A 21,782-nucleotide genomic window follows, 5' to 3' on the forward strand; every position below is an offset into this window, starting at 1 on the left:
CTTTGTTTACCTCAACTTCAGAGTCGTTAAACTTAATAACATGAATAAGAACGCAATAATCCAAAGGCGAATGATCACTTTTGGCTCGCGCCATCCTTTCAGTTCGAAATGATGATGAAGGGGAGCCATCAAAAACACGCGTTTTTTCGTCAACTTATAAGAAGCCACTTGAATAATGACCGACAGCGCTTCCAGCACAAAAAGACCACCGACAATGATCAACAAAAATTCCTGCTTAATGAGAACCGCGATCGTTCCTATTGCAGCGCCCAACGAAAGAGATCCCACATCTCCCATGAAAACTTCCGCGGGGTAAGCGTTGTACCACAGGAATCCAATGCTCGAACCCACCAGGGCTCCTCCGAAGATCGTAATTTCTGCGGCCTGCTTGGTAAAGGGAAGCAAGAGATATTGTGAAAACACAGCATGTCCTGAGATGTATGCGAGCGCGGTGTATGCAGCCGATGCAATGAGAACCGATCCGATCGCAAGGCCATCCAATCCGTCAGTGAGATTAACGGCATTGGAGCAACCCACAATTACAAGGACAACCAGAAAGATATAGAAGTAACCAATATCAGGCTGCCACCATTTGATGAAAGGGAGAACGAGTCGTGTGCTGTAATACTCACTGCTTTGGGAAAGATAGATCAGAAACAAACCAACAAGCATGCTAAAGAATATCTGTAGCGCCATTTTGTGTCGCGCAGTGAGGCCCAGCGACCGGCGTTTTGCCATCTTGGCGTAGTCATCCAGGAATCCTATGAATCCGAAAGTTACTGTGACGAAGAGCAAAATCCAAATAAAGTAATTCGTCAAATCTGCAAAGAGAATTGTTGGAATCAGCATGCCTGTCAGAATAATCAGCCCTCCCATCGTGGGCGTTCCGGCCTTCGCGTGATGAGAAGAAGGGCCTTCCGCCCGGATCTGCTGGCCGATCTGAAATTCCTTTAACTTTCGGATTGCCCAGCCACCAAAGATCAGCGTAATCAGCATGGCCATAATCGTTGCCGCAGCAGTCCGAAAAGTGATGAAACGGAACAGAGCAAGGCCCGTCAGTTCAGGAGATAAAATCCAGTAAAGCATTTCTTTATTTCTTCAAAACTTTCGTCCCAAAGTAGCGCGTGTCTACGGCCTTCAACGCAGACGAGACGTCCGCGCTATTTTGTTTGCGTTAATTTTTCAACTACAACTTCCATTTTCATTCCTCGTGAGCCTTTTACGATTATCAAGTCTCCGTCTTCGGCCACGGAAGCCGCTTTTTCAGCCGCCTCTGTTGAACTGTCGGTCGTATAAACTGTTATTCCTCTTTTTTCTGCCGAGTTTCCCATATGCCGGCTTAAGGGCCCGGTCGTAATCAGGATGTCGAATTGATTCATAGCCACCTGTTCTCCAGCGTCCGCGTGAAATTTTTCCTCATCCGGTCCCAGTTCGAGCATGTCTCCCAACACCGCAATTTTTCGGTTATATCCGGTGCTTTCACCAGCCATTTTAAGAATCATTTCCAGCGCTTTTGGGTTACTGTTGTACGTGTCATCGTAAATATGGATGCCGTTCTTCCGAATCAGAGTGCCGCGCTGTTGAAATGGTCTCAACTGGGTGATGCCATCCGCAATTTCTGCAACGGGAACGTTCATCGTTAATGCAACGGAGACGGCAGCAGCAATGTTATAGAGATTGCCGAACCCACAAAGCTCCGTTTCTAACGGAATCTGACGGCCATGGGAAACCAAAACGGCGTGGCTGCCTCTAACACCGCGCATTCGGACATCCGTAATTCTCAGATCCACTTTCGGTGAAAAACCATACAAGAATTTTGCTTTGCGCGTTCTCAAGCGCACATCGAGCAAAAGATCATCGGCGTTGTAGATGACCGTAGAGTCTTCAAGCATGCCCTGAATCAGCGAACATTTTTCATCAGCGATTTCGTTTATAGAGGAAAACTGAACCGCATGCACTGGATTTACATTCATGATCACGCCGACATCCGGTTTGAGAATCTTCGAAAGCCGCTCGATTTCGCCCGGATGATTCATTGCGACCTCAAAGACCGCGCATTCTTTTTGCTCCATGGAAAGTAGACTTAGCGGTAAGCCGGTTAAGCTGTTAAGATTTCCTTCACTCTTGTATACGGCATATGTTTTCGCCAGCAGTTCCGCGGTGAACTCTTTGGTGGAGGTTTTCCCCGAACTTCCTGTAATGCCAACGTATTTTGAGGGACTCTGTTTCCTGACAAATGCGGCAAGATCCTGGATCGCTTTCATTGTGTCATTCACCAGAATCAGCGTCTTTAGCGCAGCAGCCACAAATGGCTCCTCCGCGCGCTCCACGACCGCTCCTGCCGCGCCATTGCGAAACGCATCCTGAAGAAAGAGATGGCCGTCCGTGTTCTCTCCTTTCATCGCGAAAAACAGACCGCCCTTTGGAATTTTACGAGAGTCGATTCCAAACGACTCAAAAGAGTCCTGGTGTCGCTGGAGTATTCTTCCTCCTGTACCGTGTGCAATCTCTTCAACGGTTAGCTTCATAAGCTCCGGCAAAATAACCAGCTAAAATTTCTCTTTCATCGAAATGAAATTTTTCCGGTCCAATCATTTGATAATTTTCGTGTCCCTTTCCTGCTAGCAAAAGGGTATCTCCAGCGGTGAGATTTTTTAGCGCAAACTCAATCGCTTCTTTACGATCCAGAATGATGTGCACATTCTTGTTTCCCGATGCATTCACCCCGGTGAGAATATCCTCAATGATGTCTTTCGGATCTTCTCTCCGGGGGTTGTCGGAAGTTAAAATGACTGTGTCTGCAAGCTGTCCTGCTACTTCTCCCATCAAGGGACGTTTTCCCCGGTCTCTGTCGCCTCCACACCCGAACAGAATCACAAGCTTCTTGTCCGTATATGGACGAACCGTCTGGAGCAACTGTCTCATAGCATCTTCTGTGTGCGCATAATCAATGAAGATTAAGAATGGTTGGCCATGATGAATTCTTTCCAAACGACCCGGAACCTGTTGCATTCTTTCCACACCGGCGGCAATATGCTCCGCAGAAATCCCGCAAGAATGGAGCGCAGCAAAGACTCCACAAACGTTATAAGCGTTAAAACGCGCAATCAATGGAGTTTTTAACAAAATTTTGTCCCTCGAATCGCCTCTGTCTTCAAATTCAATCCACAATTCGCTGCCTTGAGGAGTGGAGTCCCATTCCGTGATGCGATAATCCGCTCCATCTTCAAAACCGTAGCTGACAGCTTTGAGACCGAGTTTTTTCCGCTGTTTCAAAATGCGGAGTCCGTAAGCATCATCTCTGTTGATAACTGCTGTTTCCGTCTTGCAAATTTCATTCTCAAAAATCATCCATTTCGCCTGAAAATAGTCCTCCATGGTTTTGTGATAATCGAGATGATCCTGCGTCAGATTCGTAAAAATGACTGCCTCAAACCGGCAACCTCCGACTCTGTCTTGAATCAGTGAATGTGAGGAAACCTCCATCACACAGGCGCCGCATTGTTCGGCTACCATACCTGCAAGCATTTTCTGCAGATCCAATGATTCAGGAGTCGTGAGATTTGCCTGACTCAAGAATTGTGAACCTCTGTATTGAACCGTCCCCAGCAGTCCGGATCGAATTCCCGCGGCTTTCAACGCAGAATGTAATAGGAAGGTGCTCGTTGTTTTGCCGTTTGTGCCGGTTACTCCGAAAAGTTTTAAATGTTGAGAAGGGCATCCGCAATAAACGTCACTCAAAATAGCAAGAGCAAGACGCGGAGAATCAACATAAATGCGTGTCATTTCGGTTTGCACTTCCAGATTCGTCAGAATTGCTGCTGCGCCTGCAACTTCCGCTTCAGCGAGGAATTGCGCGCCGTGATAATTGGATCCGGGAAGCGCCGCGAAAAGATATCCAGGCTGGATTTTTCTGGAATCGTAAGCTAGGCCGGAGATGTCAATGTCAAGATTGCCAGAAGCGTCATATTTCTCCAAATAGGAGAGAAGCGTACGTAGATTCATTCTTATTTTCGAACAACATTCCGATCTGTTTGCGTGACGTTCTGGCTTGTAGTACCTAACGTAATAATAGAAAGATCATCCTGGGTTAACAATGTTCCAGGAGGGGGCCATTGTTTAATCACTGTGCCGGTTCCGAGCAGACGAAATGGTCTGTTTACTTTCGAGAAAGCCTGCACGATTTCGCTTGCTGTTTTTCCATAAAAAGAAGGCATCACAAGCCCGGAGGCCTTGTCGTCGTCAGTGGCTATCTCGAGCTTGTGATGCTGTTCAGGAGGAGCGTAGTTTACCGTCTCGATACCTTCCGGGACTTGGGTTGCGTTTCCAACGCGGGGGAGCGCGGATGCAACTTGAATTGCAGGGTTATTGAGTACCTGATCAGGGGGAATGTCCAGATACTTTAACACCTGTTGTCCGATTTTCCGGAAGAGAGGGGCAGCTACTCTCCCACCATAGTGTTCCTTTTTTGGACCACGGATTAGAGCAATCATCGCAAAGGCCGGTTTCTGCGCCGGAACATAACCAACAAAAGATGCAATGTAGCCGCCATCAGCGTAGCTACCGGATGGTCCGATCACCTGAGCGGTTCCCGTTTTTCCCGCTACCGAGTAGCCGGGAATCTCAGCCTTCAATCCGGAGCCTCCTTCGTCTACAACAGATTCGACGAAGGTCTGGAGGGTTGCGATGGATTCGTGTTTGATCGGCAAAGATTGTGGTTGAGCGAACACAGTTTGTTTCAGTTCACCGGCAGAATCAGAAATTTTTGAAACACAATGGGGAGTCGGGAGATAACCTCCATTGCTGATGGCGCTCATCATGCGTACCACTTGAATGGGAGTTACACCCAATTCCTGTCCGATGGAAATTGCGCCAATGGAGATTGCCGACCATTTATTGGGATGGCGCAGAATTCCCGGAGCTTCGCCGGGTAGATCAATTCCCGTCTTTTGACCAAATCCGAAAGCTGTGGCGTATTGAAATAAGGACTGCGGACCCACGATCATGCCGATTTTGATTGTGCCGACGTTGCTGGATTTTTGGATGATCTGACGGAAATTCAGAACTCCAAATGGCTTGTGGTCCTTCATGATGTGGCCGTTGACGCTGATGGATCCATGCTGACAATCGAATTCATCTTCCGGATCAACGAGATTGCGATCCAAAGCGGCGGAGGCGACAACCGGCTTGAAAGTCGACCCCGGTTCGAAATAATCCTGAATCGCGCGGTTTTTCCAACGGTTGGCTGGATATTGCCGGTATACATTCGGATTGAAGGAAGGTTCGTTTGCGAGAGCCAGAATCTCACCGGTATAAGGATTCATGATAATCACGGCGCCGCTTTCGGCTCTTTGTTCTTCCACCACCGCGCGCAGTTCTTCTTCCGCTATGTGTTGAATCGCTGCATCAATCGTCAGTTGTATCGTGCGGCCAACAGTAGGCAGAGTGCTGGCGCCTGAGAATAGCAGTCTTTTTTTCGCATCGCGCAAAGCGGGAAGCTTGCCCGGAACACCGCAAACAACAGACTCGTATTGAAACTCTACACCGCTCAATCCTTTGTTATCCATTCCGACAAAACCAAGCACATGAGCCGCGAGCTCTTTATTGGGATAAAAACGCCTGCTTTCCTGAGTGAAATAAATTCCCGGAAGATTTTGTTTCTTGATCCTGTCAGCGATCTGTTGAGAAATTTTCCTCGCAATCCATATGAAAGTGCGAGTCTTAGAAGCCGATACCAGCTCTTTTACGTTTACAGGAATCACTTTAGCAATCGTCTGGAAAGTGACTTCCGGATCTTTGCCCATCGCTTCGGGAACCGCATAAATGGAAACCATGGGAACTGAGATAGCCAGCGGCCTGCCTTTCCGGTCCACAATAGGCCCACGTTCAGGAAGCAAGGGGATTACACTGTTTCGTTGTTTATTGGCGCGTGTAGTGTAGTAATCGTGCTGAATCACCTGCACATAAAAGAGCTTCAATAAAATAATTCCGGTCCAGATCAGGCAAAGAAGTAGCGAGAACTGAAAACGCGCGCGGAGAAGCCCCGTGGCGCCTCGCTTACTTCGGTGCTGGTATGGTCTGGCGATCATTTTTTGTTTGATTCGATAAAATGACAATTTGGTCCGGATTCGGCTTCACGAGATTGAGCTCGGACAAAGCTATCTCTTCTACTCTTTTCAACGAACGAAGAGCTTCCCGTTCCAGAATTAACTTCTGACGTTGTTCCTTGATCAGTCGTTGCTGCGTATAAATATCCCGCATCTTATACCCCATCGTCATGATCTCCACGCCCCTCCATATATAGGAGATGATCCCCAGAACAATCAGGGAGCAGGAGACAAGTATCAACATCAAGCTTCGAAACTGCACAGGATCCCGTTCTTTGATCGGTTCCTGCTTCGGCAACCTGTTCGACTGTATGTAAACTCGATTCATAAAAATTCTTCATTTTTAACGCAGAGACGCAAAGACGCAGAGATAAGAAATTTTTTTAGTCTTTGCGACTCTGCGTCTTTGCGTCTTTGCGTTGATTTTCATTTTTCTTGTAACCATTCGGGCCATAAATCACGCGGGGCTGTCCCGGCGATCTTTTCAATGGCGCGAAGTTTGGCGCTTCTGCTTGCAGGATTTGCTTCGACTTCTTTCGCAGAAGCGGTGACCGGTTTTTTAGTCAGCAATTTGGACAGCGGCTTGCCGCCACAGATGCATTGCAGAATTCGTTTCGGACAACGGCAAGCCGCCGATAAAAACTGAAATGAGTGTTTGATGATCCGGTCTTCCAATGAATGAAAGCCAATCGCAACCATGCGACCAGCGGGTGCAAGCGAATCAAAGGCATCGAAAACGAACTTGTCCAGTCCTTCCAGCTCGCCATTGACCGCGATCCTGAGCGCCTGAAATGTTTTTGTTGCCGGATGAATCTTGTCGCCCGGTCTTCTTTTTTTGACACTTTCTATGATTGCTGTCAGTTGTGCGGTTGTTTGAATGGGAGACTTTTTCCTTTCTTCAAGGATTCTGGTTGTGATGGCCCGCGCAGAGGGTTCCTCTCCGTATTCTCTGATCAATTTCAGGAGCTGCTCGCCAGAGAAATGATTGAGGATCCATTCAGCTGTGAGCGTCTGTCTGCGATCCATTCGCATGTCGAGTGGACCTTCTTTTTGGAAACTGAAGCCGCGTTCAGCGGAAGTGAACTGCAACATGGAAGGCCCGAGGTCCACAAGGATTCCGTTTGGTTCAGGCGACTGAGTCCGATCTAAAATACCCCTCAACATCCGATAATCCTCATGAACCACGGTTAGGCGGTTCTCGTAAGAAATCAGGCGATTTTCTGTAAATCGCACTGCCTCTTCATCTCGATCTAACGCCAGCAGTCTTCCATCGGGCGCCGAAACCTCAAGAATTCTTTCGGCATGCCCACCCATCCCCAGTGTGCAGTCTACGTAAAATCCACCCGGCCGGCAGCTGAGAAAGTCAATGCTTTCCGTTATCAATACCGGCGTATGCATTCGTCTGCACGTTTGTGGCGCCGTCTCCACAGCGACACAAAGTCACAGACGAACTTGCGCGGAACCTGAAAAGGTTCCGCGCAGTTCAGGGGTCTCGGATGTCTCCGAATAAGTGCTTAAACCGCCAAGACGCCAAGGCGCCAAGAAAAAATTCTTCTTTTCTCTTCCTTGGCGAACCTGGCGCCTTGGCGGTTCATATTCCAAGCTCCGATAACTGTAAAAGATCTTGTTCGGTAAGTGCCTCTTCGGCGATGCGTTTTGCAAATCGATCTTCGTTCCAAATATCCAGATGATCGATTTTGCCAAGCACACGCAACTCGCCGCGTATGGCCGCGGAGTCCCTCAGTGTAGCCGGAACCAGAATTCTTCCCTGTTTGTCCATGGTCACTTCGCTTCCGAAATAATTCACGCGATCCAGGTACTTGCGTCGGGAAGGATTGAGGGAGGCGGTTTTTATCAGGCGCTCTTCACGAGCTTCCCAAACCGTAAGTGGGACCGCAAAAACATTCTCTCCAGTGAGGCTGGTGATAAAGAAGTTATACCCGTAGCTTTTCACCAGTATGTCTTTAAACATGGTAGGGATTTTCAATCGACCCTGTTCGTCGACCGTGGCAAGAGTACTGCCGCGTAAATTTGGTTTCCTTTGCGCAGCCATGTTTGTCCCTAAACTAACCGAGGAACTCCTATTGCGTCCATTTTAGGCCTTTTTTTACCTGCGGCCAGTATGCGCCTGTTTGGTAAGGTTGTCAAGCAGATTTGTAGTTAAACCGCCAAAACGCCAAGGCGCCAGGGAATCAAGCAGAAGAAATGCTTTTAATAATCAACAAGAAATGTCCGGCAGTTATCTGTTTCATTCGTTTCGTCAATCAGATCCTGTGGATCAATGCAAACTGTAAAGCTGGCTCTGCTGGTTTTAGTCGTATCATTATCATGCCCAGAGATCGAAAAAATTTTTCTGATGCTGGTTTGCCCTGCATTCAGTGCATTGATGCTGCAGGGATTGCGACCGCATCCTTCGCCTGAATTCGGTGTTTGACACCCATCACTTTCGAACACTCGGGGCGCTCCGCAGCTGGCAGTCTTGTCTTGAAAGGGGGATGGTACTGACCTCAGTTCCACTGATGACGACGGGGCATTTCCCGATCCGCTGTTTCGAACTTTAACGTTTACCAGAATCCATATGGTTTCACCAGGCAGAGGAAACGAAGGAGTGCTGAACAACTCAGGATCTAATTCAGCAAATTCAAGATTGACCCCCTGCACTGTTGTTTGAAGCTGTCTTTCATTGTTTGTTTCATCTTTCTCTGCAACCGCATTTGTAGGGTCAGCCTTGGCAGAGAAATTAAGCGGGGTCCCTCCAGGCGCATCCGCTCTTGCAACAATTCGAACAGACTTTTCCGTATCAGGCTGCATGGTTGCGGAATTGCAATAAACGTGTCCGCCTCCCGAATTGCAATTGTTAAAGGTACTATCTTCAAACCGTACAAATGTCGTCTGTTGCGGCAGAACACAGTGGGTTACTGCAGTAGCCGCTTTATCTCCAATATTTTTTACTTTCAATGTGTAAGAAAAAGAACTGGAGCTGCTTGCGGGAGTATTCGAAAGTTCGACCGTAAAATCGGGTCTTTTCTGAACAGTTGTGGTGAGACTTGCGCTATTGTTATTTTCGTTGTTTCCTTCCGGAATCGCGTTGCCCGGATCAGCGACAACATTGATCGTGAAGTCTTGCGAATCAGTTGAGAGCGTTTTAGGAGTTGCTAGAGTGAAATCGGCTACTCGTGATCCTCCGTTTGCCGGAAGCAACGTTGCTTCACAGAAAGCGATCGGGCCGATGGCTCCCGGGAGATTTATTTCGTTGCAGGTCACGCCTGCGCCACTGCCGGTTGGTGTTCCAAAACCATCCGGAAAGTTGACTCTTGCGATGACATTGCTTGCACCGGCCAGACCACTGTTTCTTATAGTCAGCCGATAGCGCACGGTGGAATCCATAACAGCAGGACCAGTGCTAGGTGATGTTTGTTGCAACGAAACCATAATGTCGGCCGCATTGGGTCCTTGTTCATTGCATTGAATGAGTGGGTTACTTCCCTGGTTTAATGCGAATATGAATGGTTGTTCCACATTATCAGCGATGGTCCCACTTTGCACCTGTCCGTTAAATCCTGACTTTTGCGCTCGAATGCTGACATTTCCCGGAGGAACGTTCTGGAACGTAGTAACTCCATTGTTTCCTGTTTCCTGTCTTCGCACCGAGCCATCGGATGCTGTTAAACACACTTCGGCCTGGGGGAGTACCGGTACTCCTGATATGTTCTGTCGTACTGTTACCTTCACACTTGACACAGCTTCCAGTAACAAGGGGAGACCCCAAGCATTGATCAGGAACGTGAAAAATAGAACCGTTCTGTTCTTCATAATCGCCTCCGTTATTGCGTCACGGTGCTAACAACAGCGTTGTTGTTAAACTCACGACTTTCAGCGATGGAATTATTCGGGTCAATCGTTAGAGTGAAAATCATCTGGCGATTCCGGGGCGTCGAATCTCTTGGTCTTGCAATCACACGAACCGCTTTTATTTCTCCCGGCTGAATGTTCGCCTGGCAATCCACAAATTGACCACTGTTGTTACAGTTTGAAAATGTGTTGTTCTCGGCACGGACAAATTCTGCTTCTGGCGGCAAAGTGGCTCTTACAACGACATTCGGTGCTTCAACGCTTCCCAGATTTCTGGCTCTAACCTGGTACGTATATTCCCTTTTCAGAGCAACTTGCGTGTCTGATCCGGAGACATCGGGAGCGAGATCCGGCGCGTTGTTTACATGTGTTTTTAAACTTGAATGGTTGTTCGCTTCGTTTCCTTCAATGACCGTGTTGTCCGGATCCGCGAAAGCTTGAAGCGAAAAAATTTGTGGATTTCCGGAAACATTCGAAGGCGTCACCAACTTGATGTTCACAGCGGCGTTTGATGCGGGACCTAGTGTTGAAACGGTGCATCTAACTCTCACGGATGTACCGCCGGTTCCTCCGGTTGCCCCACAGGTCAAATTGAACGATGGATTTTGAGTCTGGTTAAATTGAAATCCGGGCGGAAGATCAATCCTTGTGATCACGGTGGGAGTGCTGCTCTGGCCGATATTATCGATGGTCAAACGATAATCTACGATTGACGCTGTGGGGACTGGGTTCGCAGTTATTTGTTGAAATGTCACGGTTACATCTCGCGGCCCCACTACATTGCAAGGCAAAGGAGGGGAGTTTCCTTCAGTCAGCGCTAACACCACGCGATATTCGGTATTCGGTTTAACAAATGCATCGATAGAAAATGGATTGAATCCGGTTTTATGTGCCCGCACCGTGAAATTTCCCGGAACAACATTCTGGAATGTTGTTATCCCACCATCACCTGTTTGTTGTGACAGCACAGATCCATCAGCCGCCAACAAACAAACATCTGCGTCCTGAACGTTCGCAAAGGATGCATTGTTTTCCCTGACGATTGCTCTTACGCTCGATGCATGTAAAACACTGTTGAACACTATGATTATTGAAACGAGAAGGATTAGCGTTCGAAATTTCATTGTTTTACCTCGCGGTTCATTAAGAAATCTTAGAATCAGGAGACGAGACCGGGATGCGACTTTAGTCCCAAATTCATGCAGAACTTTAGTAGGGTTCGATCTTCCGCAACCAAAATGTCAGGAGGGTCGATAATCTATTTGTAGCTGTGGCCAGCATGAATTTGACAGGAGCACCCCAATGCGCGGAAGATAGGAAAAACAGACACATGGGACAGGGAGATAAAATTCGGATTGCGGTTATCGATGATCATCCTTTAATCCGCGAAGGGTTGATGGCGCTTGTCTCCACTCAACCGGATATGATTGTGGTTGCAGATGCCTCAGACGGTACTGATGCGTTGGATATGTACCGAAAACATCGGCCGGATGTGGTTCTCATGGATCTTGCCATGCCAAAGGTTGGCGGAGTGGAAGCAACGGTTCAACTCTGCAAAGAATTTCCGAACGCGCGTATCGTCGTTCTTACCATTCGTACGGGCGATGAGGATATTCACCGGGCCTTGCAAGCGGGCGCTAAGGGGTACTTATTAAAGGAAACTTCCAGCCGCCAGTTATTCGACGCCATTCGTCTGGTGCATTCAGGCCACCGCTTCATTCCACCCGATGTTGCAATGCAATTGGCCGAACGTCCCTTCGCTTCGGAGCTGACTTTGCGCGAGTTAGAGATTTTAAAACACATGCTTCTTGGCAAAATCAACAAAGAGATAGCCGATGCGCTCTCCATCTCAGAATCTACGGTCAAAGGACACATCACGAATATCCTGATGAAGCTCAATGCATCCGATCGAACGGAAGCGGTAACAAAGGCGCTTAAGCGGGGCATCGTGCACCTGGATTAATTTCGCCGTTCTGGTAGACAGCCTGGGTTCTCGGAGTCGACGGTTAGATGGAATTGTAATTGAAGTATGTTATCCAAAATTCTCTGTTGCTTTTTCTATTTGGCCCTTCCAGTTCTTTCCTTTGCGCTGAATCCTGATCGCGCAATCACACAATATGTTTATCGTACATGGGATATGGATGATGGTCTTCCGAGCACCACAATTTATTCAATTGTTCAGACGCGTGATGGCTACTTGTGGATAGCAACCAGTAATGGCCTGGTGAGATTTGATGGGGTCAAATTTACCGTATTCGATATGACCAATACGAAAGAAATACAGTTCCCGGAAATGATGTGGCTTCTGGAAGCTTCTGATGGGACTTTATGGATCGCATGCTATTGGGGAGGGCTGATTTCCTACAAAGATGGGAAGTTTCGCAAATATGGAAAGGCTGATGGTCTTTCCGATGAGCGGCCTGTTCATATTTATCAGGATAAATCGGATAGCTTGTGGATCGGTACTCCGAACGGACTGTTTCAATTGAAAAATGGGAAATTTAAGAAGTATTGGAAAGAGGAAGGTCTTCCGGGAAATGTTGTTTGGTCTGCGTTGGAAGATCGTTCTGGAAAATTTTGGGTTGGAACCGTTGGTGGGGGGTTATATCAATTCAATCATGGACGCTTTTCAAAATTTTTTGGAATTGAAGAAAAGGATATTTTTTGTTTACTGCAGGATCGCAAGGGAGACATTTGGGTGGGTTCCGATTCAGCCTTATATCGAATTCGAAATGATCATGTGACTACTTACAAGGCTCCCGAACATTTAGCTGGAGACGGCACGCCCATTCTTCTTCAAGATCGTGATGACAATCTCTGGATTGGAACCGATAGAGGCCTGACTCGTTTCCGCAATGAAGTATTTGAAAGCTTTACACCTCAACAGGGATTTATAGGTAACCAGGTTCCCGCGCTTTGCGAAGATCGCGAAGGCAATCTTTGGGTTGGCACAGCGGACAGAGGAATAGCTCGTCTCAGCAATGGCAAATTTGTTACTTTTTCAAAAGCTGAAGGATTGGAAGACGATGATGTCACTTCGTTGTTTGAAGCCAAAAATGAAGACATTTTAATTGGTACTCGCTCCGGAATGAGCCGTCTTCGGAATCGTCAAGTGGAGAACTTTCCGCTATCTCCGCTTTCCTCACATAGAGGCGTGCGATCTGTAGTAGAGGATTCTACAGGAACAATTTGGATCGGTTCCGCAGGATTTGGATTACATGTTTTAAAAGAGAAAAGCATCGTGCCATTTTCGAAAACTCAAAAGCTTTTAGGCGATAGTATTCGTTCCATGTACGAAGATCGTTCCGGATCAATGTGGATCGGAAATTTCGGACAGGGTGTGAATTACATGGAGAATGGAACGATCAAAGAAAAGTTCACAGTGAAAGAAGGACTGTCCACTTCCTATGTAAGTAATTTTCGTAAGGCAAAAGATGGAAGTCTTCTCATCACCACTGAAGATGGAGGCATCAATCGTTATAAAGATGGCAAATTTTCCATCATGATTTCACAAGACATGCTCCAACACCAGGTAATCACAATGTATATTGACGGCGATGATGTTCTATGGATGGGAACTCTGGGGGGAGGATTGAAACGATTTCAGAATGGAAAGTTGGTTTCTATTCGAAGAATTCATGGATTATATGAAGACAATGTTGGCGATATCCTGGAAGATTCCAAACATAATTTTTGGATCAGCACTCCGAAAGGAATTTTCAAAGTAAATAAAAAAGATCTAAATGATTTTGCCGCAGGAAAAATTTCCTCAGTTCGGTCTACCGCTTTCGGAAAATCCGATGGAATGAAAAGCATTGAATTCGCGTGCGGCAATCAACCGGCAGCCATGAAATCAAGAAATGGAAAACTCTGGTTTCCATCTGCAAGAGGCGCAGTCATGATTGATCCCGAGCAATTGGACACCAATACGATTGCTCCTCCGGTTCATATTGAAGAAATTTTTGTGGACGGCCTTAAATTGGATGCCGGTACTGGTAAAAAAGCAGAACTGGCTCCTGGAAAAGAAAAGTTTGAATTTCACTACACTGCATTAAGTCTGGTAGCTCCCGATAAGGTGTTCTTCAAATACAAATTGGAAGGATACGACAAACAATGGGTGGATGCAGGTACACGAAGGGTTGCTTATTACACTCACATTCCACATGGAAATTATGTGTTTCGCGTAATCGCCTCTAATAATGATGGTTTGTGGAACGAATCCGGAGCTAAGATCAGCTTTTATTTAAGACCTTACTTTTATCAGACTGCTTGGTTTTATGCGCTTTGTGGCGTGATTTTCATTTTTGTAGCTGTTTCCTATCATCAGCACCGCATTCAGAAGGTCAGTGCGGAGTTTAAAGCAGTGATTGAAGAAAGGGCGCGGATTGCTCGCGAAATTCACGATGGTCTGGCACAGGGAGTGGCTGGTGTGGTGCTGCAATTGGAAACAGCGCAATCATCATCGGAAGAAAACTCAATAAAGCACGTGGACCGCGCTCTGCAACTAGCACGTCAAAGTGTACGGGAGGTTCGCCGTGCAATCGGAGATTTACGGCCGTTATCATTGGCTCCAGCAGATTTTCCCGAAGCCATTCGTAGCATGGTAAGTCAGCAGCTTCAAGATACGAATCTTGCATTTCGTTTTGATGTAAGCGGCAGTCCTGTTCCTTTATCTGAAAACATTCAGGCTGAAGTATTACGCATTTGTCAGGAATCGGTTCAAAACACAATCAAACACGGTAGAGCACAAAATCTGAGCGTCAAAATTAACTACGAACCAACATCTGTCAATTTGTCTGTTATAGATGATGGCTGCGGTTTTAACGTTCAGTCAGCGTCCAGTAATGGTCATTATGGATTAGCCGGGATGCGTGAGCGGGCTGCACGGATGGGCGCGCAATGTTCTATTCGAAGTAGTTCCGGACAAGGTACATTCGTCGAAATCAACTTGCAGAATTTGAGTTGATACTCACACCAGCGAAAATGCTGGTAGGGGCGGGGCTTGTCCCCGCCCGCATCTTCGAGATTACAAATCTCTAGGGCGACCACAAGGGTCGCCCCTACCACCTTATTCAACAGCGGCAATACTAAAGTATTGCCGCGAATCAATACTTTCTTCTCGTGTGCAACTCCATCCTGCGTTCTACGATTTCTGTGGGAGGAAACAATGAAGCGATGGATTTTCAAGATTTTTTGTTATGTCGCTGTCCTATTGTTTGCGCACGTCTGTATTGCCGATGAAATTTCACTCACAGCAAATTTTCTCGCAAAGGGATGGATCTCGCGCAATGAAACTCTTGAACTTCAGATGAGTAGACCGTTGAATCCATCGGATGGAAGACTGGCTGTTTTCATCGGCACGACAGATATGACGAATCTTTTCGAAACAAATGGAACATCGTTGAAATACATCCCCCAGATATTGCCTCTGCCGGCCGGTGAAAAAGAGGTGATTGTTTATCGCGTAACAAGTGAGCAACAGTGGATTGAAGTCGGGCGATTTCCCATCAAGGTGCTCACTCGCGGAGGATTTGAAAAGGCGACATTTACACCTAAGATCGATCTGAATAATAAAGGCCAGCTGGATGAAAACCACGATCCAGCAACGAATGCCCCTCCCAGATCAACTTATCAGGATTTCGGAATGCAATCGAATTTTCAATCGGAGTTTGTGCGTGGTGATTTCACTTTGACCGGGCAAGCCAATGTTATTGGCACCAGTTATGAAAACGAAGCACTGCGGTTTGCGACAGAAGGAAAGGATGCTCCGCTGATCGATCTTTCCAGCTATGTGATTTCCTTGCAAAAGGGTCCGGCCGGCATTTCACTGGGTCACGTTTCTTTCGGTTCCAATCCCCATTTAATCAATTCTTTCAGTAGCAGAGGAATTTCCGGGATCTACAGATTCGGGAAGGCAGCAGATTTATCCATGGCAGCTATCAATGGAACGAGCATCGTAGGTTGGGACAATTTTGTAGGACTGAACTCGCGTAAGCATCAGATTCTCAGTGCAACATTCGGGCTTGAACTGAACCGGTCGCGGCCAGGCGGCTTTCGTGTGGAAGCGTCCATTTTGGACGGATCAGTCCTTCCACTGACCAATTTCAATCAAAACGTAGTCAATGATGCTGAAGAAAGTCGCGGCGCCGCCCTGCGGGTTCAATTCAGTGATGCCAGTCAAAGGTTACGGTTGGAAGGAGGATACACAAGAAGTAAATTCATCAATCCAAACGATCCGTTACTAAGCCAGGGTGTAAATCTTGTGCCTGTGCGCGAAGAAGATAAAGATGCCCGCTATCTTGATCTTAGTTACGGTATCCTTCAGAACAAAGTACTTAAGGGCAGCAAGACGGCCAATTTTACTCTGACTTACCGGCATGAAAGAGCGGAACCCTTCTTCAAAAGTGTAGCGGCATTCGTTCAGGCGGACCGGATGCAAAACGTATTTGAAGTGCAGGGAACTTTCGCTGATATCTCGATTCAGATCAACCATTCACGAAGTCAAGATAACCTTGATGATGTTCCTTCCATTCTGAAAACGCTGACACGTGGAAATACGATAAGTCTGGGCTTTCCTCTGCAAACCCTGTTTGGAGGTCCGGGTGGACAGGGACCGAATCCCTGGTGGCCTGCAGTGACGTACGCTTACAACCGCACACATCAATTCGGTGATTCGCTTCCGGTCAACAGCGATTTTGCAGTAACCCACGTGCCGGACCAGATCAGCGGCAATCATAGCGCTTCAGCAGATTGGCAACTGACCAGGTGGCGCTTTGGTTACCGGTTGGGCCAATCTTCCCACGATAACCGTCAAACGGGCAGAGAAAATGCGGATCTAAGAAATCTCATCCATACTTTCACGCTCGGCCTCAATCCGAAGACAAGACTTTCTATGAACTTCGATGTGAATCTTGAGCGTGCCAAGAATAATGAATCCGGGCGACTGGATCTAACTCGCAGATTCGGTCTCAATTTAAACTGGCAAGCAACCGATCGCTTTGCTGTCAGCTCCATCCTCAATACCACGAGGGCTCATGATGAAGCGGACACGAGCAAGAACAAAAGTTACGGAATCAATCTCGAAACGTCGTACCGGTTTGGCATCTTCAAAGCATCTCAGGGACAGCTCTATCTACGCTACGCAAATCAGGTTGGTGAAACCAACGATCAGATTTTTGGAATTAATCAGCGGCTGGAAGGTTGGACCATAACCAGCGGCGTGAACTTCAGCCTGCTTTAGGAGAGATAACCATGAAACGACAATTTATCTGTCTTCTAATTCTGGCATTCTTTCCGCTGGTCACAGCATCCGCGATCAATCGGGATCCAAACGGAGTCAATGTGAACAGCAGCGGGGCTACTACTGTATTCATAACGTTTGGCGGACTCAATAATCAGGTGCCGGTGGAAGCTTTCTGGTGCGGAGAATTAATCCCGGCTGCACCCGATATCGGTTTCAAATGCGATCCTTCTACAATATTCGGAGTTCTGCCGATTCGATTCGACCAATCTCGCTACAGCGGCCAAACGGGATTTACCGACATCATGTCCATTCCTCCTTCCGTTGCGCGTCGCGCATATCAAGCTGCTCAGGATGGATCAAAATCAAGCTTCTTTTACGTTCGTAGATTCGTAAGCACTGTGGGGAGACCGGATGAATTTGTATTTGTAACCTGTCGCATGGCAGGCGGAGGCGCCCGCGTGCCTTTCTCACTTGTGGATGTAAGACTCGCATTTGATGTGAATCAAACCGTTTTGTCGGTGAAGGAAGGAGAACGGCCACCCTCTTTAAACGCAGGCATTGTATATAACGGAACAGGCAGACTAAAAGGAAGATGGGAAGTCGTAAAGCCGGGAGATGAACCTCCGCAAGAGCGCGACCTGCTGACAGAGGCGACATTACCGGTGGAAGAGCGTCCGCTGCAACGCCGTTACACGGAGTTGGACCGTTTTAATGTTTTCCTGCCACCAACGGGGAAGTATGTGTTGAAAGGACCCGATGCTGCGCGTTTACCAAAGGAGGTAACGGGTCTCTATCAGGTTCTGTTACGGATTGAAGCATCGGATGACAAAGAAGCAGATTCCAGTCTTGATAGAGCCGGCGCGGGCACAGGCATCGTGCATGCTGGTGCCGTGGCAGGATTTCCTTTACCTGTACTGCGTTATTACGTTGGAAGTGCTCGGGGTGACCTGGTTCTGCTTACCAACGATTTGCAACAGCTTTTGCCTCTCGATCGTGCAGTCATTGCTCCGGATCAAACAATCGATTTTAGCTGGAGCGAAAATCTGTCCGTATCCTTTTATCAACTCGAAGTAAGAAATTCGCACCAACAAACCGTTCTCTCAGCCATCTTGAAACCGGGGCTCGCAATGTATCGCGCGCCGGCATGGCTGAAGGAAAAAGCTGCGGACGGTTTTCTCACCTGGAGGATTACTGCCATTGATCCTTCAGGCAAAGAAACGGCCTCTACGGAATGGCGGACTCTCAAAATCGGCAAATTGTGAGAACCAAAACTGCAATGCAAAAATTAGATTTTTTTTGGCGACCTTGGCGTCTTGGCGGTTTAAAGAGTTTTGGCATCCTGAGCTTGCTTATACATCTGTCAGGGCTCGCTTCAGCACAACCGGTTGTCACGATCTTTCCTCCGCCGCATCCTCCGGTAACGGAGGCCGAATCGAGCGTGTCCTTTCAAGCAAGACGAACAGGCAGCACAGCCACTGCTTTAACCGCACAAATGAAAATAACAGGAACTGCTACGAACGGTCAGGATTATGAGCTGGTATCAAGTGTATTTTCGTTTCCTGCAAAGTCGAACACTGCCATCATCGAGGTTAGGTTAAAAAACGATTCTACTGGCGAAGGAAATGAGACCATTCAGTTAAGAATCGTTCCACCTTCGATTGGAAACAGCTACGTTGTGGGCTCGCCTGATGCGGCATCGTTTACGATTCTGGATGATGAACCAGTGGTTTCTCTGAAACTGGATTCGGGAGCGGATGCTCCAACGGAAAGCGACAGCCGAAGCATAATTTTTCATTTAAGCCGCACCGGCCCAACGGGGGCCGCGCTTCAGGTGAGGTGTGCTATTAGCGGAACTGCTACCAACGGCGTTGATTACAACTCCATCGGATCGACCATCTCTTTTGGAGTCAATGAGGCGACCACAGGTGTTGGTGTGGTTCCAAAAGATGATACCGTTCGCGATCCTGACGAAACGGTGATAGTTACATTGTTGCCTGCTGACGGCTACCGCGTTGACGATTCTAAGAGTGCAAAAGTCACAATTGTTGATAACGACATCACTCCAACAATCACTTTGAGCTCGCTGGATTCTAACGCAAACGAAACCGGGCCAGATCCTGCCGTTTTGAAAGTTACAAGAAATGGCGATCTGCAAAGTCCTGTGGCCGTTACTTACACTGTGAACCCAAGGGCGAACTTTACAGCTCAGGGTCAGCCCGCAACCAATGGGGTCGACTTTCAGAATCTGTCCGGTTCGATCACGATCTCACCCGGTTCCGACTCTGCAAATATCACCGTGACTCCAATCAACGACACGACATCAGAGGGAACAGAGTTCGTAGCAATTCGACTTAATCCTGGCTTCGGGACGTATAACCTGGAAGCTGATCAGACTCAAACAGTTCTTATTTTGGATAACGACCTACCCCGAGTCTCCACCATCCTGGTTGATGGCGATGCATCTGAAAACGGACAAGACCCCGGAGTTTTCCGTATCGTTCGGACCGGCGCAACGACCACAGAACTACGAGTCTTTTTGAATACCATCGGCATCGGATTCAATCGCGCAAATCAAAACGAGGATTATTTGTTACCGGCTGGAATACTGGATTCTGCTGAAATACCGGCCGGGGAAACTTTTGTGCTCGTTACCGTAACACCGGTGGACGATTCAATTTCCGAACAGAGCGAGACGGCGATTATCAACCTCGTTGATAATGCGGCCTACGAGATAAGCCAGCCAAATAGTAGCGTCGGAATTCTCATTGCAGATAACGATTGAAAAATCAATGGATGGAAAGATGCAATCACAAGAAAATAGGAGGAGAATTATGAAATCACAGAAAAATTTCGGACTTGTTGCGCTTGCATGCGCAATCATTGTCTGTAGTTCAAGCTTGCTACTGGCGGGCGATCCAACGGTATGGCAGCTGAAGACACCACAGCCAAACGCGCAAAAGTTTAAACCGTTTCTGGATGCGGTAACTTCGCTCAAAGCCGACTTAGAGAAGAGCAAGGAACTTCCAGCAAATGCTTCAACCAGATTTGCACAAGTAAAGAACCTCTCCGGACAGTTTGAGCAGGCAGTGCAGGAGCTGTCTTCGGCCATACGGCAAAACGGCGAAATAGCCACATTTGATCAACTCGTCGCTGCGCGGCTAAAAAAAGCAGGGAAATTAGCAGAACTTGCTGAAGTGAACCAGGCAGGTGGTCCATTCCATTTATTCGCAAATCCGAAGAAATTTGTGGATGCAGAACTGGCCGATCTGTCCACCAGGTTCAGCGCGTCCATGCGAAAACCCACTGCCCTGGAAACCATCGCGAACATAACGCTGGGAAGCGTGCTACAACTGATGGAAACGGAGTCTGCTCACGCTGCACTTTATGGGGGCGGCATTACATGCAGATGCAGTGTGATAACGCTGATCTACTACTCGGCGTTAGGAGTTCACGCCAGTTACTGCTGCTATTGATCTTGGGCCTTGGGGTGCGTACAATGCCACCCGAACAGATTCTTGTTTTCAAAGCAAGAAATTCAAAAAACTAGGAGATCTATCTTCTAGCGCGCTGCGACTCTGCATCAATTAGGACCGGCATTTTGGCAGTAGGAAGCTGATATAATTGCGACAGGTATGGATGATCAGTATCCACAGTATCCGCCTCCGGTGCCGCCTCCCGTTCCGCCCGCGCCTCCGCAGGAAGCAGGCATCGGAAAATACGCGCTGATTGCAGGCGCGGGGTGTCTTCTATTGCTCATTTTCGGTGCTGCGATTGGTATTTTTGTTTACTACATTTTCAAAGTCACGGGCGATCCCTTGAAAGTAGTCAACATGCAATTGAATGCCTTGAAAGAAAACAATATGGAGAAAGCTTACTCGTACTGTTCGGAAAATTTTAAACAAATAACGAATTATCAAAGTTTTCAGGATTTCGTAAGCGGAAATCCGCAGTTGAAAAACTCCAAGGAATTTACTTCCAACAATCGAGAAATCGAGCAAGGTGTTGCAAAACTAAAGGGAAATCTTGTAAGCATGGAAGGTTCTGCATCTCCTGCCGAATACCATCTTGTTAAGGAGGGCCGCAGTTGGAAAGTTCAATATATTGATCTTGGAAACACGGGATTGGCTCAACGTCAGGGAGAAAATCATCCCGCGCCGGTTACCGAAGAGAAAAAGAGTCCCCTCGATAGTTTGTTCGAACAAAGTCCTTCCTCCGTTCGTCTGGAAAACGTGACTGTCGAAAAGGCGCAGGAAGGGGATCTTGCCGTCATTACGGTTCGTTTTAGAGTTGTTGGATTTGAATTAGATAAAAGCGGTAACCAGCAGCGCATGCATCTGGTACAGGATCTGAAGACATATGGTCCGGATGGAAACCTGCTTCCTGAACTTTCCCAGGATGGGATCAAGACGATGGAGGAATTCGGAGATTACGGTTATGCCGATTTATGGAACTCACTAAGGATTCCCTCTTCTTATCAGCGTGGCAGATATGAATGCCAGATCACCGTTCATGATAAAGTTTCCGGTCGCGATACATCTTCGTCTGCCGAATTCGAACTCTAGATTTAACGCAAAGTCGCT

The 21,782-nt window shown here is 47.5% G+C and carries 16 protein-coding genes; 7 read left to right on the forward strand and 9 right to left on the reverse strand.

The genetic code is table 11. The features are described from left to right. Window positions 1-6: 6 nt before the first annotated feature. From mraY to L0156_06765, 9 genes are all read right to left on the reverse strand, one after another. The gene (gene mraY / locus L0156_06725; protein MCI0602692.1) at window positions 7-1,086 is read right to left on the reverse strand and encodes a phospho-N-acetylmuramoyl-pentapeptide-transferase; all 1,080 of its coding nucleotides are present in this window, start codon (window positions 1,084-1,086) and stop codon (window positions 7-9) included. A 74-nt stretch (window positions 1,087-1,160) separates the two neighbouring features. Further along, the gene (gene murF / locus L0156_06730) at window positions 1,161-2,528 is read right to left on the reverse strand and encodes a UDP-N-acetylmuramoyl-tripeptide--D-alanyl-D-alanine ligase (protein MCI0602693.1); all 1,368 of its coding nucleotides are present in this window, start codon (window positions 2,526-2,528) and stop codon (window positions 1,161-1,163) included. Continuing rightward, complete coding sequence (locus L0156_06735; GenBank protein ID MCI0602694.1) at window positions 2,512-4,005, reverse strand: UDP-N-acetylmuramoyl-L-alanyl-D-glutamate--2,6-diaminopimelate ligase; 1,494 nt, start codon at window positions 4,003-4,005, stop codon at window positions 2,512-2,514. Before L0156_06735 ends, murF begins: the two co-directional genes overlap by 17 nt. A 2-nt stretch (window positions 4,006-4,007) precedes the next feature. Continuing rightward, window positions 4,008-6,089, reverse strand: coding sequence for a hypothetical protein (locus L0156_06740; GenBank protein MCI0602695.1), 2,082 nt, complete (start codon window positions 6,087-6,089; stop codon window positions 4,008-4,010). Then, a complete protein-coding gene (locus L0156_06745) occupies window positions 6,058-6,435 on the reverse strand; it encodes a cell division protein FtsL (GenBank protein MCI0602696.1) in 378 nt (125 codons plus the stop codon). The genes L0156_06740 and L0156_06745 overlap by 32 nt, the downstream gene beginning before the upstream one ends. A gap of 98 nt (window positions 6,436-6,533) precedes the next feature. Next, the gene (gene rsmH, locus L0156_06750; GenBank protein MCI0602697.1) at window positions 6,534-7,505 is read right to left on the reverse strand and encodes a 16S rRNA (cytosine(1402)-N(4))-methyltransferase RsmH; all 972 of its coding nucleotides are present in this window, start codon (window positions 7,503-7,505) and stop codon (window positions 6,534-6,536) included. 193 nt (window positions 7,506-7,698) lie between these two features. Beyond that, window positions 7,699-8,160: a division/cell wall cluster transcriptional repressor MraZ gene (locus tag L0156_06755; protein MCI0602698.1), complete on the reverse strand. Its 462-nt coding sequence runs from the start codon at window positions 8,158-8,160 to the stop codon at window positions 7,699-7,701. 158 nt (window positions 8,161-8,318) lie between these two features. After that, the gene (locus L0156_06760) at window positions 8,319-9,920 is read right to left on the reverse strand and encodes a hypothetical protein (protein MCI0602699.1); all 1,602 of its coding nucleotides are present in this window, start codon (window positions 9,918-9,920) and stop codon (window positions 8,319-8,321) included. A gap of 11 nt (window positions 9,921-9,931) precedes the next feature. After that, on the reverse strand, window positions 9,932-11,083 hold the full coding sequence (locus L0156_06765) for a hypothetical protein (GenBank protein MCI0602700.1): 1,152 nt from the start codon (window positions 11,081-11,083) through the stop codon (window positions 9,932-9,934). Between the two features lie 155 nt (window positions 11,084-11,238). On the opposite strand from L0156_06765, the gene L0156_06770 reads away from it, so the two are divergent. The 7 genes from L0156_06770 (at window position 11,239) to L0156_06800 (ending at window position 21,764) form a co-directional block, all read left to right on the forward strand. Further along, window positions 11,239-11,922 carry a response regulator transcription factor gene (locus L0156_06770; protein MCI0602701.1) on the forward strand — a complete coding sequence of 228 codons (684 nt, stop codon included), beginning with the start codon at window positions 11,239-11,241 and terminating at the stop codon, window positions 11,920-11,922. Window positions 11,923-11,988: 66 nt separating this feature from the next. After that, the gene (locus tag L0156_06775; protein ID MCI0602702.1) at window positions 11,989-14,925 is read left to right on the forward strand and encodes a histidine kinase; all 2,937 of its coding nucleotides are present in this window, start codon (window positions 11,989-11,991) and stop codon (window positions 14,923-14,925) included. Window positions 14,926-15,126: 201 nt separating this feature from the next. After that, window positions 15,127-17,199, forward strand: a complete 2,073-nt coding sequence (locus L0156_06780; protein MCI0602703.1) for a hypothetical protein — start codon at window positions 15,127-15,129, stop codon at window positions 17,197-17,199. Between the two features lie 11 nt (window positions 17,200-17,210). Next, entirely contained in the window at window positions 17,211-18,464 is a 1,254-nt protein-coding gene (locus tag L0156_06785; GenBank protein ID MCI0602704.1) for a hypothetical protein, read from the forward strand. A gap of 14 nt (window positions 18,465-18,478) precedes the next feature. After that, window positions 18,479-19,984, forward strand: coding sequence for a hypothetical protein (locus L0156_06790; protein MCI0602705.1), 1,506 nt, complete (start codon window positions 18,479-18,481; stop codon window positions 19,982-19,984). Window positions 19,985-20,033: 49 nt separating this feature from the next. Continuing rightward, window positions 20,034-20,675 carry a hypothetical protein gene (locus L0156_06795; GenBank protein MCI0602706.1) on the forward strand — a complete coding sequence of 214 codons (642 nt, stop codon included), beginning with the start codon at window positions 20,034-20,036 and terminating at the stop codon, window positions 20,673-20,675. Window positions 20,676-20,834: 159 nt separating this feature from the next. Next, window positions 20,835-21,764 carry a DUF4864 domain-containing protein gene (locus tag L0156_06800; protein MCI0602707.1) on the forward strand — a complete coding sequence of 310 codons (930 nt, stop codon included), beginning with the start codon at window positions 20,835-20,837 and terminating at the stop codon, window positions 21,762-21,764. Window positions 21,765-21,782 lie beyond the last annotated feature (18 nt).

The sequence above is a fragment of the bacterium genome (assembly GCA_022616075.1).
Lineage (GTDB): Bacteria > Acidobacteriota > HRBIN11 > JAKEFK01 > JAKEFK01 > JAKEFK01.

Coding starts and splice junctions, on each gene's coding strand:
- mraY (MCI0602692.1), bottom strand. CDS start 1,086: ATGCTTTACTGGATTTTATCTCCTGAACTGACGGGCCTTGCTCTGTTC.
- murF (MCI0602693.1), bottom strand. CDS start 2,528: ATGAAGCTAACCGTTGAAGAGATTGCACACGGTACAGGAGGAAGAATA.
- L0156_06735 (MCI0602694.1), bottom strand. CDS start 4,005: ATGAATCTACGTACGCTTCTCTCCTATTTGGAGAAATATGACGCTTCT.
- L0156_06740 (MCI0602695.1), bottom strand. CDS start 6,089: ATGATCGCCAGACCATACCAGCACCGAAGTAAGCGAGGCGCCACGGGG.
- L0156_06745 (MCI0602696.1), bottom strand. CDS start 6,435: ATGAATCGAGTTTACATACAGTCGAACAGGTTGCCGAAGCAGGAACCG.
- rsmH (MCI0602697.1), bottom strand. CDS start 7,505: ATGCATACGCCGGTATTGATAACGGAAAGCATTGACTTTCTCAGCTGC.
- L0156_06755 (MCI0602698.1), bottom strand. CDS start 8,160: ATGGCTGCGCAAAGGAAACCAAATTTACGCGGCAGTACTCTTGCCACG.
- L0156_06760 (MCI0602699.1), bottom strand. CDS start 9,920: ATGAAGAACAGAACGGTTCTATTTTTCACGTTCCTGATCAATGCTTGG.
- L0156_06765 (MCI0602700.1), bottom strand. CDS start 11,083: ATGAAATTTCGAACGCTAATCCTTCTCGTTTCAATAATCATAGTGTTC.
- L0156_06770 (MCI0602701.1), top strand. CDS start 11,239: ATGAATTTGACAGGAGCACCCCAATGCGCGGAAGATAGGAAAAACAGA.
- L0156_06775 (MCI0602702.1), top strand. CDS start 11,989: ATGTTATCCAAAATTCTCTGTTGCTTTTTCTATTTGGCCCTTCCAGTT.
- L0156_06780 (MCI0602703.1), top strand. CDS start 15,127: ATGAAGCGATGGATTTTCAAGATTTTTTGTTATGTCGCTGTCCTATTG.
- L0156_06785 (MCI0602704.1), top strand. CDS start 17,211: ATGAAACGACAATTTATCTGTCTTCTAATTCTGGCATTCTTTCCGCTG.
- L0156_06790 (MCI0602705.1), top strand. CDS start 18,479: ATGCAAAAATTAGATTTTTTTTGGCGACCTTGGCGTCTTGGCGGTTTA.
- L0156_06795 (MCI0602706.1), top strand. CDS start 20,034: ATGAAATCACAGAAAAATTTCGGACTTGTTGCGCTTGCATGCGCAATC.
- L0156_06800 (MCI0602707.1), top strand. CDS start 20,835: ATGGATGATCAGTATCCACAGTATCCGCCTCCGGTGCCGCCTCCCGTT.